This is a genomic window from Streptomyces sp. NBC_01092 (assembly GCF_045039535.1).
Classification (GTDB): domain Bacteria; phylum Actinomycetota; class Actinomycetes; order Streptomycetales; family Streptomycetaceae; genus Streptomyces.
Genome location: NZ_CP108659.1, coordinates 7,567,140 through 7,581,444, shown reverse-complemented (window position 1 = coordinate 7,581,444; position 14,305 = coordinate 7,567,140). Strand labels below are relative to the sequence as shown.

General features: G+C 69.7%; 16 protein-coding genes. 1 reads left to right on the top strand and 15 read right to left on the bottom strand.

Features of this window, described 5'->3' with window-relative positions; translation table 11 throughout:
• Window positions 1–131: 131 nt before the first annotated feature.
• From pyrH to rpsB, 3 genes are all read right to left on the bottom strand, one after another.
• A complete protein-coding gene (gene pyrH / locus OG254_RS34585; RefSeq protein WP_351188424.1) occupies window positions 132–890 on the bottom strand; it encodes a UMP kinase in 759 nt (252 codons plus the stop codon).
• A gap of 195 nt (window positions 891–1,085) precedes the next feature.
• The gene (gene tsf / locus OG254_RS34580; protein WP_147994033.1) at window positions 1,086–1,922 is read right to left on the bottom strand and encodes a translation elongation factor Ts; all 837 of its coding nucleotides are present in this window, start codon (window positions 1,920–1,922) and stop codon (window positions 1,086–1,088) included.
• Between the two features lie 159 nt (window positions 1,923–2,081).
• The gene (gene rpsB, locus OG254_RS34575) at window positions 2,082–3,011 is read right to left on the bottom strand and encodes a 30S ribosomal protein S2 (RefSeq protein ID WP_405589652.1); all 930 of its coding nucleotides are present in this window, start codon (window positions 3,009–3,011) and stop codon (window positions 2,082–2,084) included.
• Between the two features lie 272 nt (window positions 3,012–3,283).
• On the opposite strand from rpsB, the gene OG254_RS34570 reads away from it, so the two are divergent.
• Window positions 3,284–3,904: a M23 family metallopeptidase gene (locus OG254_RS34570; protein WP_405589649.1), complete on the top strand. Its 621-nt coding sequence runs from the start codon at window positions 3,284–3,286 to the stop codon at window positions 3,902–3,904.
• Between the two features lie 235 nt (window positions 3,905–4,139).
• Here the strand turns inward: OG254_RS34570 and OG254_RS34565 are convergent, their stop codons facing one another.
• From OG254_RS34565 to rplS, 12 genes are all read right to left on the bottom strand, one after another.
• Window positions 4,140–4,697, bottom strand: a complete 558-nt coding sequence (locus tag OG254_RS34565; RefSeq protein WP_405595365.1) for a TetR/AcrR family transcriptional regulator — start codon at window positions 4,695–4,697, stop codon at window positions 4,140–4,142.
• Between the two features lie 95 nt (window positions 4,698–4,792).
• Window positions 4,793–5,635, bottom strand: coding sequence for an RNA polymerase sigma factor WhiG (whiG, locus tag OG254_RS34560; protein ID WP_147994030.1), 843 nt, complete (start codon window positions 5,633–5,635; stop codon window positions 4,793–4,795).
• A 306-nt stretch (window positions 5,636–5,941) separates the two neighbouring features.
• A complete protein-coding gene (gene dprA, locus OG254_RS34555) occupies window positions 5,942–7,072 on the bottom strand; it encodes a DNA-processing protein DprA (RefSeq protein WP_405595363.1) in 1,131 nt (376 codons plus the stop codon).
• 26 nt (window positions 7,073–7,098) lie between these two features.
• Window positions 7,099–8,724 carry a YifB family Mg chelatase-like AAA ATPase gene (locus OG254_RS34550; protein WP_405589646.1) on the bottom strand — a complete coding sequence of 542 codons (1,626 nt, stop codon included), beginning with the start codon at window positions 8,722–8,724 and terminating at the stop codon, window positions 7,099–7,101.
• Window position 8,725: 1 nt separating this feature from the next.
• A complete protein-coding gene (locus tag OG254_RS34545) occupies window positions 8,726–9,088 on the bottom strand; it encodes a YraN family protein (protein ID WP_405589643.1) in 363 nt (120 codons plus the stop codon).
• A 107-nt stretch (window positions 9,089–9,195) separates the two neighbouring features.
• A complete protein-coding gene (locus OG254_RS34540) occupies window positions 9,196–9,504 on the bottom strand; it encodes a DUF2469 domain-containing protein (RefSeq protein ID WP_003965949.1) in 309 nt (102 codons plus the stop codon).
• Window positions 9,505–9,560: 56 nt separating this feature from the next.
• Window positions 9,561–10,073 (bottom strand): NUDIX hydrolase, encoded by a 513-nt coding sequence (locus OG254_RS34535; protein ID WP_405589640.1) that lies wholly within the window; start codon window positions 10,071–10,073, stop codon window positions 9,561–9,563.
• Window positions 10,063–10,839, bottom strand: coding sequence for a signal peptidase I (lepB, locus tag OG254_RS34530; protein WP_405589637.1), 777 nt, complete (start codon window positions 10,837–10,839; stop codon window positions 10,063–10,065). Before lepB (OG254_RS34530) ends, OG254_RS34535 begins: the two co-directional genes overlap by 11 nt.
• Window positions 10,840–11,176: 337 nt before the next feature.
• The gene (gene lepB, locus OG254_RS34525) at window positions 11,177–12,142 is read right to left on the bottom strand and encodes a signal peptidase I (RefSeq protein WP_405589634.1); all 966 of its coding nucleotides are present in this window, start codon (window positions 12,140–12,142) and stop codon (window positions 11,177–11,179) included.
• Window positions 12,030–13,121, bottom strand: coding sequence for a signal peptidase I (lepB, locus tag OG254_RS34520; RefSeq protein WP_405589631.1), 1,092 nt, complete (start codon window positions 13,119–13,121; stop codon window positions 12,030–12,032). The genes lepB (OG254_RS34525) and lepB (OG254_RS34520) overlap by 113 nt, the downstream gene beginning before the upstream one ends.
• Complete coding sequence (lepB, locus tag OG254_RS34515) at window positions 13,114–13,842, bottom strand: signal peptidase I (RefSeq protein ID WP_405589628.1); 729 nt, start codon at window positions 13,840–13,842, stop codon at window positions 13,114–13,116. Before lepB (OG254_RS34515) ends, lepB (OG254_RS34520) begins: the two co-directional genes overlap by 8 nt.
• Before the next feature lie 63 nt (window positions 13,843–13,905).
• Window positions 13,906–14,256 carry a 50S ribosomal protein L19 gene (rplS, locus tag OG254_RS34510; protein ID WP_147994019.1) on the bottom strand — a complete coding sequence of 117 codons (351 nt, stop codon included), beginning with the start codon at window positions 14,254–14,256 and terminating at the stop codon, window positions 13,906–13,908.
• Between the last annotated feature and the right edge of the window lie 49 nt (window positions 14,257–14,305).

Sequence of the window (14,305 nt, the reverse complement as noted above, 5' to 3'; positions counted from 1 at the left end):
GTGGGGCGGCGGCCGGCTGCGTCGCGTCTTCTTCCTGCACGGTTCCCGACCGGCAGGACATTGTCCATCCCCCGGTCAGGGTCCGCCCCGTCCGTCCCCCGGACGGGTTCGTTGTCGGAGTTGTCGGAGCGTCAGCCCCGACCGCCCTGCTCACCCACAAGCGTGCCGATCTTCTCACCCTTGACGGCGCGGGCGATATTGCCCTCCGTAAGAAGCTCGAAGACGAGGATCGGGAGCTTGTTGTCGCGGCACAGCGTGATCGCCGTGGCGTCGGCGACCTTGAGGTCGCGCGTGATGACCTCGCCGTAGCCGAGGGAGTCGAACTTGACGGCGTCCGGGTTGGTCTTGGGGTCGGAGTCATAGACCCCGTCGACACCGTTCTTGCCCATCAGCAGCGCCTCGGCGTCGATCTCCAGGGCGCGCTGTGCGGCGGTGGTGTCGGTGGAGAAGTACGGCATGCCCATACCGGCGCCGAAGATGACCACGCGGCCCTTCTCCAGATGCCGTACGGCACGCAGCGGGATGTAGGGCTCGGCGACCTGCCCCATGGTGATCGCGGTCTGCACCCGCGAGTCGATCCCCTCCTTCTCCAGGAAGTCCTGGAGGGCGAGGCAGTTCATCACGGTGCCGAGCATGCCCATGTAGTCGGAGCGGGCCCGGTCCATGCCGCGCTGCTGGAGTTCGGCGCCGCGGAAGAAGTTGCCCCCGCCGATGACGACCGCCACCTGCGCGCCGTCGCGCACGACGGCCGCGATCTCGCGGGCGATCTTGTGCACCACGTCCGGGTCGACGCCGAGGCCCCCGCCGCCGGAGAAGGCCTCTCCGGACAGCTTCAGCATGTACCGGCCGCGTACTTTGCCGTCGTCGCTCTTCTGGGGCTTGGTGGTCATCGAGATCCCGCCTTTGTTACGTGATGCACATACGAAGAAGGCCACTGCCGGTTGGGGTGTGTTTCGCATCCCATGCGCGGCAATGGCCTCCTCGTCAGATCTGCTGTCGTCCGTCACGCGCGCGTACGCGATGACGGCGTCCGCCAACGACTGCCCTCGACCCTATCGGTGCGAGGCGCCGATCGCGGCACGGACTCAGATGCCGACCTTGATGCGCGTGAAGCGCTTCAGGGTGACACCGGCCTCGTCCAGAACCTTCTGGACGGACTTCTTGTTGTCGAGCGCGTACGGCTGACCGAGCAGCGTGGCGTCCTTGAAGAAGCCGTTGAGGCGACCCTCGACGATCTTCGGCAGGGCGGCCTCGGGCTTGCCCTCGGCGCGGGTGGTCTCCTCGGCGACGCGACGCTCGGACTCGACGACCTCGGCCGGCACGTCCTCCTTGGAGAGGTACTTCGGCGCGAAGGCGGCGATGTGCTGGGCGACGCCCTTGGCGATCTCGGCGTTCGGCTTGTCCAGCTCGACGAGGACACCGATCTGCGGGGGCAGGTCGGGCATCGTGCGGTGCATGTACGCGAGCACGAAGCCGTCGGTGTACTGCGCGAAGCGGTCCAGGACGATCTTCTCGCCCAGGTTGGCGTTGGCCTCGTCCACGAACGCCTGGACGGTCTTGCCGGCCTCGATCTCGGAGGCGAGCAGAGCCTCGATGTCGGCCGGGGAGGTCTTCGCGACGTGCTCGGCGATCGCGGTGGCGACGGCCTGGAACTTGTCACCCTTGGCGACGAAGTCCGTCTCGCACTTCAGCTCGACGAGGACACCGGAGGAGTTGTCGTCAGCGATGATCGAGACCACGGCGCCGTTCTCGGCGGAGCGGCCCTCGCGCTTGGCGACGCCCTTCTGGCCCTTGATGCGGAGCGCCTCGACGGCCTTCTCGACGTTGCCCTCGGCCTCGTCCAGCGCCTTCTTGCAGTCCATCATGCCGGCGCCGGTGAGCTCACGGAGCTTCTTGACGTCAGCGGCGGTGTAGTTCGCCATGAGTCTGTGAATCTTTCTCGAAGTCTGGAAGATCGAAGATCTACGGGGTCTACGGCCCCCATGTAGTCGGGGACCGCTGACCTCTCGTCGACCTACGGGTGAACGGCGGGAGCGGACTTCATGTCACCGCTCCCGCCGTCACCCCTGACGCTGACGGTGTCAGGCCTGCTCGCCCTCGGCGGCCGGAGCCTCAGCCGGAGCCTCGACAGCGGCCTCAGCCGGAGCCTCGACAGCGGCCTCAGCCGGAGCCTCGACAGCGGCCTCAGCCGGAGCCTCCGCGGGGGCCTCGGCGGCGGCCGGGGCCTCCTCAGCCTTCTTCTCGCCCTCGAGCAGGTCGCGCTCCCACGCGGCGAGCGGCTCGCCCGCACCCTTGTCACCCTTGTCGCCGGTGGCGACGCCGGAGCGGGAGATGAGTCCCTCGGCGACGGCGTCGGCGATCACACGGGTGAGCAGGGTGACGGAGCGGATCGCGTCGTCGTTGCCCGGGATCTTGTAGTCGACCTCGTCGGGGTCACAGTTGGTGTCGAGGATGGCGACGACCGGAATGTTGAGCTTCCGGGCCTCACCGACCGCGATGTGCTCCTTCTTGGTGTCCACGATCCAGACGGCGCTGGGCACCTTCTGCATCTCGCGGATACCACCGAGGGTCTTCTCCAGCTTGGCCTTCTCGCGCGAGAGCACGAGAAGCTCCTTCTTGGTCAGACCCGAGGCCGCGACGTCCTCGAAGTCGATCTGCTCAAGCTCCTTGAGGCGCTGCAGACGCTTGTAGACGGTCGAGAAGTTGGTGAGCATGCCGCCCAGCCAGCGCTGGTTGACGTAGGGCATGCCGACGCGGGTGGCCTGCTCGGCGATGGCCTCCTGCGCCTGCTTCTTGGTGCCGACGAACATGACCGTGCCGCCGTGGGCGACGGTCTCCTTGACGAACTCGTAGGCGCGGTCGATGTACGACAGCGACTGGAGCAGGTCGATGATGTAGATGCCGTTGCGCTCCGTGAAGATGAAGCGCTTCATCTTCGGGTTCCAACGACGGGTCTGGTGACCGAAGTGGACGCCGCTCTCCAGCAGCTCCCGCATCGTGACGACGGCCATGGCCGCATCTCCTTGAATTTCTCGGTTGTGCCGCGGGTGCCGGACGGCTCCCGCGCCTGACGCCCACATGCGCCGTGCCGCTAAGGACCGAGAGGCGCTGATACGGACCGTCTCCGGTTGTCGTATCGGGGCGTGCGAAGTCGACCCGGTGACCCGGATCGCCAGAAGAAGTGTACGGGACCGGCGAGGTACCGGGTGACGCCGCTGTCCACAACCCGGGAGTTATCCACAGATACCGGCCATGATCGGCGGGAGTGCGGGACGGTTCTCGCATGCAAGCGAAGCGATGTGCGAGGACGGCGACCCCGGCGAGGCTCTGCGGGCGGCTGGTGTTATTGCTGCTCCTGACGGCGACGATGCTGCTGTCACCGCCCCCACGACTCACCCTCACGGCCACGAACGTGCCCGCCGCACCGCGCCCCGACCCCCCTGTCCCGACAGTCGCCCGAGCGTGGCCGGTGGGGGTACACCCCCCGATCCTCCGCGGCTGGGAACCCCCGGCGACGACGTACGGCCGAGGCCACCGAGGCGTCGACCTGGCGGCCCCGACGGGGACACCGGTACGGGCGGTGGCGGCGGGGCGGGTGTCCTTCGCGGGCCGGGTGGCAGGGAAAGGCGTCGTGTCGGTAGAGCTGACCGGGACGGGGGATCCACCGCTGCGGACGACGTATGAGCCGGTGCGGGCGAGTGTGGCGGAGGGGGACGAGGTGGAGGCGGGGGAGGTCGTGGGGACGGTGGAGACGACGGGGTCGCACTGCGGGGGGACGTGCGTGCACTGGGGCTTGCGGCGGGGTGAGGCGTACCTGGATCCCCTGTCACTGCTGCCACCGGGCCTGCTGCACAGGGGCCCGTCGAGGTTGCTGCCGGTGCTGGGGGTGCCGCTGCCGTCCTAGCCGGCTCGGCCAGGACGGCCAGGGCTCGCATCTGTGGCAGCCGGTGCTCGCATCCCTGGCCGCCGGTGCTCGCATCTGTGGCAACCGGGCCACGCATCCGTGGCAACCGGTGCTCGCAGCCCGCGGGCATTCGTGCCGCCCAGGCCGCTCCCGGCCCAAGATGGGCGGCACCCCGCTGGTGCCGGGCTGCGCAACCCACTCGAGCCCAGCCCCAGCCCTCAGCCCCCCGCAGGCGTCAGCCCCGCACACCCCGCAACGCCATAGCCACAGCCGCCTCCGTAATCGCCGAAGGCTCCTCCGCCGCGCCCAGCTCAATCCTGCGCACGGCCGCGTCCACGACCCCCTGCAACAACATCGCCGCCAGCCGGGGCTCCGCGTGCCCCATCTCCCCCAGGGCCTCGACGATCATCGCGACCAGCCCGCCGTGCGCGGCCCGGATCTTCTCCCGAGCCCCGGCGTCCAGCTCACTCGCGGAGATCGCCACGACGGCCCGGTGCCGCCGGTCCCCCACCAGCGAGAGCTGCTGGCGCACATACGCCTCGACCTTGCCCTCGGCAGTCGACTCCCGCTCCATCGCCGCGGAAACCTCCGCAGCCCACACCGGGAAGTCGACCTCGCACAGCTCCTCGACCACGGCGGCCCGCGACCGGAAGTACTCGTAGACGGACGACCGCGCGAGCCCCGTCCGCTCGGCGAGAGCCGGGAAGGTCAGCGCCTCCGTCCCACCCTCGGACAACAGGGATCGCGCCGCGTCCAGCAGGGCGGCTCGCTGCATCGACCGGTGCTCGGCCACGGAGGCCGCTCGAATCCTTGGCACGTCAACCACTCTACGGACGCGCCCGTGCCGACGGGAGTCTCTCCGCCCAACCCCACACACGTCCCGCCAGGTCAACGACCGAAGCCGGCCAGCTTCGCCCGCAACTGCAGCACGGACTTGGTGTGGATCTGACTGACCCGGCTCTCGGTCACGCCCAGCACGTTCCCGATCTCGGCCAGCGTGAGTCCCTCGTAGTAGTACAGCGTCACCACGGTCTTCTCCCGCTCGGGCAACGTGTTGATCGCCCGCGCCAGAAACCGCCGCAGCTCCCGGTCCTCGGCCACCTCGACCGGATTGTCCGCGGCCGTGTCCTCCAGCGTGTCCATGACGCTCAGTCCGTCGCCGCCCTCGCCCCCGCCGTGCAGCAACTCCTCCAGCGCCACCACGTTCGCCAGCGACAACTGGCTGAAGACCGCGTGGAGTTCGTCCACCGCGATGCCCATCTCGACGGCCACCTCCGCTTCGGTGGGCGTGCGCCGCAGCCGCGCCTCCAGGGTGGCGTAGGCCCGCTCCACGTTGCGCGCCTTCTGCCGCACCGAACGCGGGATCCAGTCCAACGCCCTGAGTTCGTCGATCATCGCGCCCCGGATCCGCGTGATCGCGTACGTCTCGAACTTGATCTCCCGGTCGATGTCGAACTTCTCGATCGCGTCGATCAGCCCGAACACCCCCGACGAGACGAAGTCGGCCTGCTCCACGTTGGGCGGCAGACCGACGCTCACCCGGCCCGCCACGTACTTGACGAGCGGCGAGTAGTGCAGGATCAGCTGCTCGCGCAATCGCTCGTCCCCCGTCGCCTTGTACGACCGCCACAGCTCGTCGAGCGTCGAGGGAGCGGGCGGTCGCACGCTGCCACCGTCACGGGCGGCTGGGGGGATCGCCGCCCGGTCGGAGCCGGAGGTGTGCTGGGGCATTCGTTGCCTTGTGCCGTTCTGCCGTGAAGTGGGGGGTGCTTTGGGGGAGCTGTCGGTCGGATGTCGCGCTGGTGCCGTTCTGGGGACCTTCCGGTGTCGAGGTGCCGGTCTGCGCCGGAATCCTCGTGAGCGTAGCGTGACTGCAGTGTCGCGGTGCGCGAACGACGGAGGGCAAGCCGTACGCAGATACGTTCCGCTGGACGCCCCGCAGGGTCATGGCGATCGCTCTACGTGATCACCCGAACACCCCAACTGGGGGAATTCACAAGGACATCCGTGTTCCCCCGTACGGCCGAACACGCTCGGTCAACATCTGCTTCGACCGGCGCGAACGGAGATCATCGCCTGGCGTGTCAACTTCCAGCCGTCGCCGTGTCGTTCGACGTAGCCAAGTGAGCGGAGTTCGTACAGTCTCGCGATCGCGTCGTCCTCGGTGGTCTGCGCACCGCGTGCGATCTCGTCCGCCCGTGCCGTGCGGCGGCCGGGCAGGGCGGCGAGGATCCGGCGGGCGGCCGGCTCCAGCAGGTCGCGCGGCAGGACGGGACCGCGCCGCTCGGGGGCCAGGTCGCCCATGTCGCCGACGAGCTCGACCACCTCGGCGGCGTCGGTCACCAGGACGGCGTCCGCGCGCAGGAGTTCATGGACTCCCGCTGAGAGGCCGCTGGTGGCCGCGCCGGGAACCCCCATCGTGTGACGGCCCAACCGCTGGGCCGCCCGTGCGGTGACCAGTGAGCCGCTGCGATGGGCGGCTTCCACGACGACCGTGCCCCGGGTCAGCGCCGCGATCACCCTGTTCCGCACGATGAATCTGCTCGGCGTCGGATGGTCGCCCGGTGGCAGCTCCCCGATGACCAGTCCCTGTTCCGCGATCCTGTTGATCAACTGGGTGTGCCCGCGCGGGTAGGGCCGGTCGACGCCGCAGGCGAGCACGGCGACGGTGGCCCCGCCGGCGCCGAGAGCACCCCTGTGAGCGGCCCCGTCGACTCCGTAGGCACCCCCGGACACGACCACCCACCCCCGCTCGGCGAGCCCGCCGGCGAGGGTGGCCGCCATGTGCGCGCCGTACTCGGTGCACGCACGCGCCCCGACGACGGCCACGGACCGCAAGGCCCACATCCGCAGACTGGCCCGCCCCCGCACCCACAACCCGAGGGGCCGGGCGTCCCCCAGATCATCGAGCTGCCCGGGCCACTCCACGTGCCCCGGACACAGAAACCGCACCCCGGCCTCCCGGGCAACGGCAAGATCTCTGCCGGGCTCGGCCCGCGCACCCCTGGCCCGCAACCCCTCCCACCGCTTGTAACTCACCCCGGGCAGGGGCTCCGCCCCTGCCCGCACCCGCCGCACCACTTCCCCCACCCCGAACTCCCGCACCCACCGCCCGGCGACCTCATCCCCCGGTTCCAGGACCCGGCTGAGGAACACCCGGTCGAGCATCTCGCCGTCCGGATCCTCACCCACGCTCACGTCAGTGCCCCGATGGCCATGGGCACACCACGCGGTACCCCGGTGCGCAGTTGCAGCGCCAGGGCGACGTCCGTCGCGTCGGGCCTGTCGTGACCGAGCAGGTCGGCGACGGTCCAGGCGACGCGCAGGACACGGTCGAGTCCACGGGCGGTCAGTACGCCGCGCTCCAGGTTCCGCTCCGCCTCGTCCATGGCGCCGATCGCCGCGTACCAACGGCTGCGCAGCTCACGTCCGGGGATCTCGCTGTTGGTGAGCCACGGGGTGCCGGCGAGCCGGGCCGACGCACGCTCGCGGGCCGCGCGGACCCGGTCGGCGACCGTCGCGGTGGACTCACCCCGCGCCCCGCGCTCGGTCAGTTGGGCGCGTGTGATGCGGTCCACCTCGACCCGGAGGTCGACGCGGTCGAGCAGCGGGCCGGACAACCTCGCCTGATAGCGCCGGATCGCCGAGGGTGGGCACTCGCACATGGTGTCCGTCTGGGAGAAGCGTCCGCAGGGGCACGGATTGGCGGCGAGCACCATCAGGAACTTCGCCGGGAAGCGCACCACGCCCGCGCTGCGCGCGATCACGACATGGCCGGCCTCCAGGGGTTGTCGCAGTGCGTCCAGGGCCTGGCTGCTGAACTCCGGTGTCTCGTCCAGGAAGAGGACACCACGATGGGAGAGCGACACCGCGCCGGGCCGTGCGATGGCCGGGCCACCGCCGACGAGCGCCTGCATCGTCGCCGAGTGATGCGGGGCGCAGTAGGGGGCCACGTCGATCAAGGGCTTGCCCGGAGGAAGCAGTCCCGCCACCGAGTGCACCGCGGTGACCTCCAGCGACTCCGGCCTGCTGAGCAGGGGCAGGATGGCCGGCAGCCGCTCCGCGAGCATCGTCTTGCCGGCCCCGGGCGGCCCCTCCAGGAACAGATGATGGCCACCCGCCGCGGCGACCTCCACGGCCGTGCGCGCCGAGATCTGGCCCACCACGTCGGCGAGGTCGTGCCCGTGGTCGGACTGGACCGCGCCCATGCTGTGCATGCCCGTGGCCGCGCCCGTGCCCGGTACGCGCAGTCCCGCGAGCAGCGGATCCGGGCGGCCCTGCTCGTCGGGTGCCTCGTCGGGTACGGGTTCGTCGGCGAGAACGGCGATCAGCTGGCGCAGGCTGCGCACGCCCAGGACGGACACACCCGGCACGAGCGAGGCCTCGGCAGCGGCGCACTCCGGGACGACCACCTGCTCGTATCCGGCGTCCGCGGCAGCCAGTACGGCGGGCAGGATGCCCCGGACCGGTCGCACACGTCCGTCCAGGCCGAGCTCCCCGATCATCACGATGTCGGCGAGGACCCTCGGATCGATCCGCTCGGCGGCGCCGAGGACGGCACAGGCCACCGCCAGGTCGAAGCCGCTGCCCGCCTTGGGCACCGACGCCGGGCTGAGCCCGACGGTGAGCTTCTTCTGGGGCCATTCACCGCCCGAGTTGACGACGGCCGCCCGCACCCTTTCCCGGCTCTCCGACAGACTCTTGTCCGGCAGCCCCACCAAGGTGAACGCCGCCACCCCCGGCTCCAGGTCCGCCTGGACCTCGACCACGACCCCTTCGACGCCCACAAGGGCGACCGAGCACGTACGCGCGAAGCCCATGTCAGGCCACCCCCCGCGCGTGCTCGACCACGGGCGCGCCCCGGCCGGGCAGGACGATGCCGACCAGGTCGATGCGCACGCCCCCGGGTGGAGCTCCTCCGTGAGCATGGATCCAGCGTTCCGCGAGGCCTCGCAGACGCTGCGCCTTCTCGGGCGTGATCGCGGCCATCGGATGCTCGTAGCCGCCGGTCCTGCGGGTCTTCACCTCGCACACGACCAGCACGTCACCGTCCATGGCGACGATGTCGATCTCTCCGGTCCTGCCACAGCGCCAGTTGCGCTCGAGAACCGTCATCCCGGACTCGACCAGCCGCCGCGCGGCCAGCTCCTCGCCGTACCTGCCGAGTGCACTGCGTGCGTTCATGTCGGCACCACCTCCGGCGCCAACACTGCAACCCGCTCAGCGAGCTATTGGATCTTGGTGGACAAGCCCGCGACTGTGGATAACTTCCTCACCCCCGCGGGTGAGCGTCATCCGCCCGGGAGCTCCAGGTCGCTCTTGTTGAGCTCCTCGATGTTCACGTCCTTGAACGTGAGTACCCGAACCTGCTTCACGAACCGCGCCGGCCGATACATGTCCCACACCCAGGCGTCCGCCATGGACACCTCGAAGAACACCTCTCCCTGGACCGAGTGCACCTGCATCTCGTAGTCGTTGGTCAGGTAGAAGCGCCGCTCAGTCTCGATCACGTACTTGAACAGACCGACGACATCGCGGTACTCCCGATAGAGCTTGAGCTCCATCTCGGTCTCGTACTTTTCGAGGTCCTCGGCGCTCATGGCATGTTCCCCTTCAGCCGTGCGATCCCACCATTGTGCGCCAGTCCCGTCAGCACCTAGACAATTTCGGGGTCAAGGGTCACGGGCCCGGCGGGGGGACCTTCGTCGAGCAGCCTGCGCAGCAGCTCGGCGAGTCTGGTCGGATACACCGTCTCATGCGCTCGGGCAAGTTCCTGACACGTCCACCAGCGCGCACCGGCGACGCTGCGTCGCTCCAGCTCGGTGAGGCCCATGGCCCGGGTCGCCGTCTGCGTCGTACGCGCCAGGTAGTACCACTCGTCCTGGTCCCAGCGGCGTCCCGCGAACGGGAACGAGCACCTCCGCCGCCACAGCATGGGGCCGAGTTCGACCTCCGTGATGCCGGTTTCCTCGGCGAGTTCCCGCAGCGCCGCCTCTTCGCGCGTCTCGTCGCCCTCGAGGCCCCCGCCGGGCGTGAACCACCAGTCGTCGGCCGGATCCTCCGGCTCATGGCCATGCAGGAGCAGAATGCGGTCGTCGGGGTCGAGCAGGACGACCCGGGCGACCTTGCGCAACCCCTCGTCCTGCCGCTGCGCCGCCTCAGCGGGCACTCGCGGGCTCCGTCCGCGCGCGGGAGCGGCCGCCGAGCCGCTGTGCGACCGGGCCGTACGCTCCGCCGGCCAGGACCAGCACGCCGCCGACCACGATCAGCGCGAGAACCGTCCGCAGCGGTCCGGGCGTCGACAGCGCGCCGAGCTGCTCGAAGCTGGTGGGGCGCTCCAGCATGCCGTCCATGGGCCATACGACGGCGTCCACCCTGGCCGAGACGGCACTGCGCGCCACGGTGCCGCTGGCGGCGTCCGTGAGGTGGGCGGCGGAGTCCAGCGAGCCGCTGCGCTCGTCACCGAGCAGGAAGAGCCTGCCGTTCGGCACGGTCACCGTCGGGAAATTCTGGATCTCGGCCAGGCTGTCCTCGGCCAGATACGGTTCGTCGATCTGCTTGCCGTTGACGGTCAGCTTGCCGTCCGTGCAGCAAGCGACCGTGTCACCGCCGACCGCGACCACGCGCTTGACGACGGGCGCGTTGGTCACCCAGGTCTTGTCGGTGAAGACGACGACATCGCCACGGCGAATCTCGTCGCCGTCGACGCGCTGGGCCAGCACCCGGTCACCGGCTCCGATCGTCGGTGCCATCGAACTGGTGGGCACGGTGTACGGCCGGTAGAGCACCGCTCCCCAGGCGAACCCGCCCAGGAACAGCACCAGGCCCAGCGCCACGGCCAGGCCGGACAACCGCTGCCCGGTCCGGCTGCCCGCCGGGCCCCTGCTCGCGCCACCGTCACGCGGCGCCGTACGTGTAGTGCTCTCGCCACCCATGGATCCGCACCCTACCCGGCGGTACCGACACCGGGCAGCCCCTCCCGAGCACCGAGACCACCGGCTGGGCAAAGCTTTCGCCAGCGCGGGAGGGCAGGCGGAGCCGGGCGCGGGGCGAGACGACAGCCGGCCTCTCGCCACCCGGTGACAGCCGGCCTGGGAAAGCGCCTCCTGAAAGGCCCCGCCCGGACGAGCGCGCCCGGAGCGGTCGGTTCAGGAAAAGCGCGTCCCGCAAGGCACGCCCGCAGGAGCTGGGTCCGCAAGGCACGCCCTCAGGAGCCGGTCCGCAAGAGGCCCCGCCCACGCAGGCGCGCCCTTACAGACCCGCGTCCGGCGGTCAGCGCATCTCGGCCGCCGCGACCCGGCGCCGCCGCCACAGCACCAGCGGCACCGCACCCGCGAGGGCAAGCCCCTGCGGCGCGACCGTGAGGGCTGCGGAGCGGGCGTTCAGGTTCTGCTCGAAGGTGTCCGGGACCGGCAGGGTGTCCCAGCGGTTGATCGGCCAGGCGATCACGATGGCGCGGCCGACGACCTTGTCGACGGGGACCATGCCGTGGTTCGCGTCGGACACGTTGTAGCGCGAGTCCCGGGAGTTCTGCCGGTGGTCGCCCATGACCCAGATGAAGCCCTCGGGGACCTTCACCTTGAACTGACCACCCTGATCGTCCTGGCTGCACGGCGTGTTGCCGGGGTAGACGTACGGCTCGTTCAGCGCCTTGCCGTTGACCTTGAGCGGGCCGGTGCCCTTGCACTCGACGGTGTCGCCGCCGACGCCGACGACGCGCTTGATGAGGTCCTTCTCCTCCGCGGACGGCATCAGACCGATCCAGCTGAGGAAGGTCTGCAGGGCGTTGGGATCCGGAGTGGGCTCGCCCGCCAGCCAGTTGTCGGGGTCGTGGAAGACGACGACCTCGCCGCGATCGGGCTCGGAGCCGAACCAGGGGGTGAGCTTGTCGACCAGGACGCGGTCACCCTGCTGGAGGGTGTTCTGCATCGAGTCGGAGGGGATCGAGAACGCCTGCACCAGGAACGTCTTGATCAGCAGCGCGAGAACCAGCGCGATACCGATCAGGATGGGCAGCTCCTTCCAGAAGGAGCGTTGCTTCTTGACGGGGGCGGCCCCGCCCGACCCCTGGCCGTCGATCGGGGGCTGCCCGCCCGACCGTCCGCCGTCACTGTCGGATCCGGGCTCATTCCCGGAGGTCACGGCGCCGTCCGCGGCCGGGTCGGCTGCTTCCACGGGGTGTCCGCGGTGCTCCTCGCCATCGTGCCCGGACCGTGCGCCAACCGCCACATCCCCCACGCCAACTCCTCACTCTGTGCCGCTGCCTGCCCCATAGACGACGCAGGCCCACCACTCCCATAACGAGCGGGAGTTCCGCAGGGCTCGGGAGCTGGATCGTTCCGTTCGAATCGTCGGAAGCAACCCTATGCGACAGCTGGGGTGAGGCGGTCGACCCGGTCGCCGAGTCGGAGACCGAAGCGTAGGTGTTCGGCTCCTCCAGGTTGGTCCAGTGACCGAGCGGCCAGGCGATCCACATCGCCCGTCCGACCACCTCGTCCTCGGAGACCGTGCCGCCGTAGTCCTGGTTCTGGTGGGCGCGGGAGTCCGCGGAGTTGGCCCGGTGGTCGCCCATCACCCACAGCCGGCCCTGCGGGACGGTGATGTCGAACTTCGCCTCGGAGGGGGAGTTGCCGGGGTACAGATAGTCCTCGTTCAGGGGAACGCCGTTGACGGTGACCCGTCCCTGCGTGTCACAGCACTTGACCCGGTCGCCGCCGACGCCGACGACGCGCTTGATCAGATCCTTCTCGTCGTCCGACGGCAGCAGGCCGATGAAGGTGAGCGCCTCCTTGACCTGCTTGACGACGACGGGGTCCTCCTTCTTCACCGTCGTCTGCTCGTCCTGGAGCCAGCCGCCGGGGTCCTTGAAGACGACGACGTCACCGCGCTGCGGCTTGGAGCCGAACCAGGGGGTGAGCTTGTCGACGAGGACGCGGTCGCCGATCTGGATCGTCTGCTCCATGGAGCCGGAGGGGATCACGAAGGCCTGGACGAGGAAGGTCTTCAGCACGAGCGCTATGAGGACCGCGACGCCGACGAGAAGGGGTATCTCCTTGATCGCGGAGCGCCTGCGGCGCCGCTTGACCTTGCGCTGGAGCTTGCGCCGCTCCGCGCGCGTACGACCACCGGCGGGGCTGGCGGCGCGCCGGGAACCGGTGGGCAGCAGATTCTCGGCGGGGCTGCTCGGGACGCCGCGCGGTTTGCCACGGTTACCCATGGACCCCCTCCGCTGCGGGCACGCGCGCGTAGGCGTCGGGACGGTGCAGTCGGGTCCAGTGCGCGGTCGGCCATACGATCCAGTCGGCGCGGCCGACGACCTCGCCGACCGGGATCATGCCGCCGCCGGGCGAGCCCAGATGGTCGCGGGAGTCTCTGGAGGCGCTGCGATGGTCGCCGAGGAGGAACAGGGACCCGTCGGGTACGACGACGTCGAAGCGCACCGTGGACGGGCTGTCGCCGGGGTACAGGAACGTCGACTCGTCGACCGACCGGCCGTTCACCTGGATCCTCCCCTCGTTGTCACAGCAGACCACGTGGTCTCCCCCCACACCCACAACGCGTTTGATGTAGTCGGCATCCCCGAAATACCCGGTTCCGTCGAACACCACAACATCACCGCGCCGTGGATCGGCACCGAAACGGTACGCCAACTTATTTACGAGAACGCGGTCCCCGATCCTCAATCCGGACTCCATGGATCCGCTGGGAATCTCGAACGGCCGTACCACGAACGTGTTGAGCAGCAGCAGAAACACCAACAGGACCAGCAGGGTCAGACTGATCCGTCCGCCCGGCAGCCACTCGGTGACGCGCTCCGTGATCCGCGACACCAACGCGAAGCGCGACCGTCCCTCCTGGCCCTCCGGGTCCGAGATCTCCTCGGAGTCGGAAGGGCGGGAGGAGCGGTCGCGCTCCGTCGGCTGTGCTTCGGTGTCCATCGAGGCCAGATGTTATCCGGCCCCGCTTTGGACCCCGCGGGGGCGAGCCCCCTGAAGGCGCGCTCAGTTCTCGCGCTTCTCCTTGATCTTCGCCGCCTTGCCGCGCAGCTCGCGCAGGTAGTACAGCTTGGCGCGGCGGACGTCACCCTTGGTGACGAGCTCGATCTTCTCGACGATCGGGGTGTGCACCGGGAAGGTGCGCTCGACGCCGACAGAGAAGGAGACCTTGCGGACCGTGAAGGTCTCGCGCACGCCGGCACCCTGGCGACGGATCACAACGCCCTTGAACTGCTGCACACGGGAGCGGTTGCCCTCGATGACGCGGACGTGGACGTTGACAGTGTCGCCGGGGCGGAAGGCCGGGACGTCGCTGCGCAGCGACGCGGAGTCGACGATGTCGAGCAGGTGAGACATTTCGTCTGCTTTCTTCGCCCATGCCACAGGTCAGAGGCGGGAGGTAGGT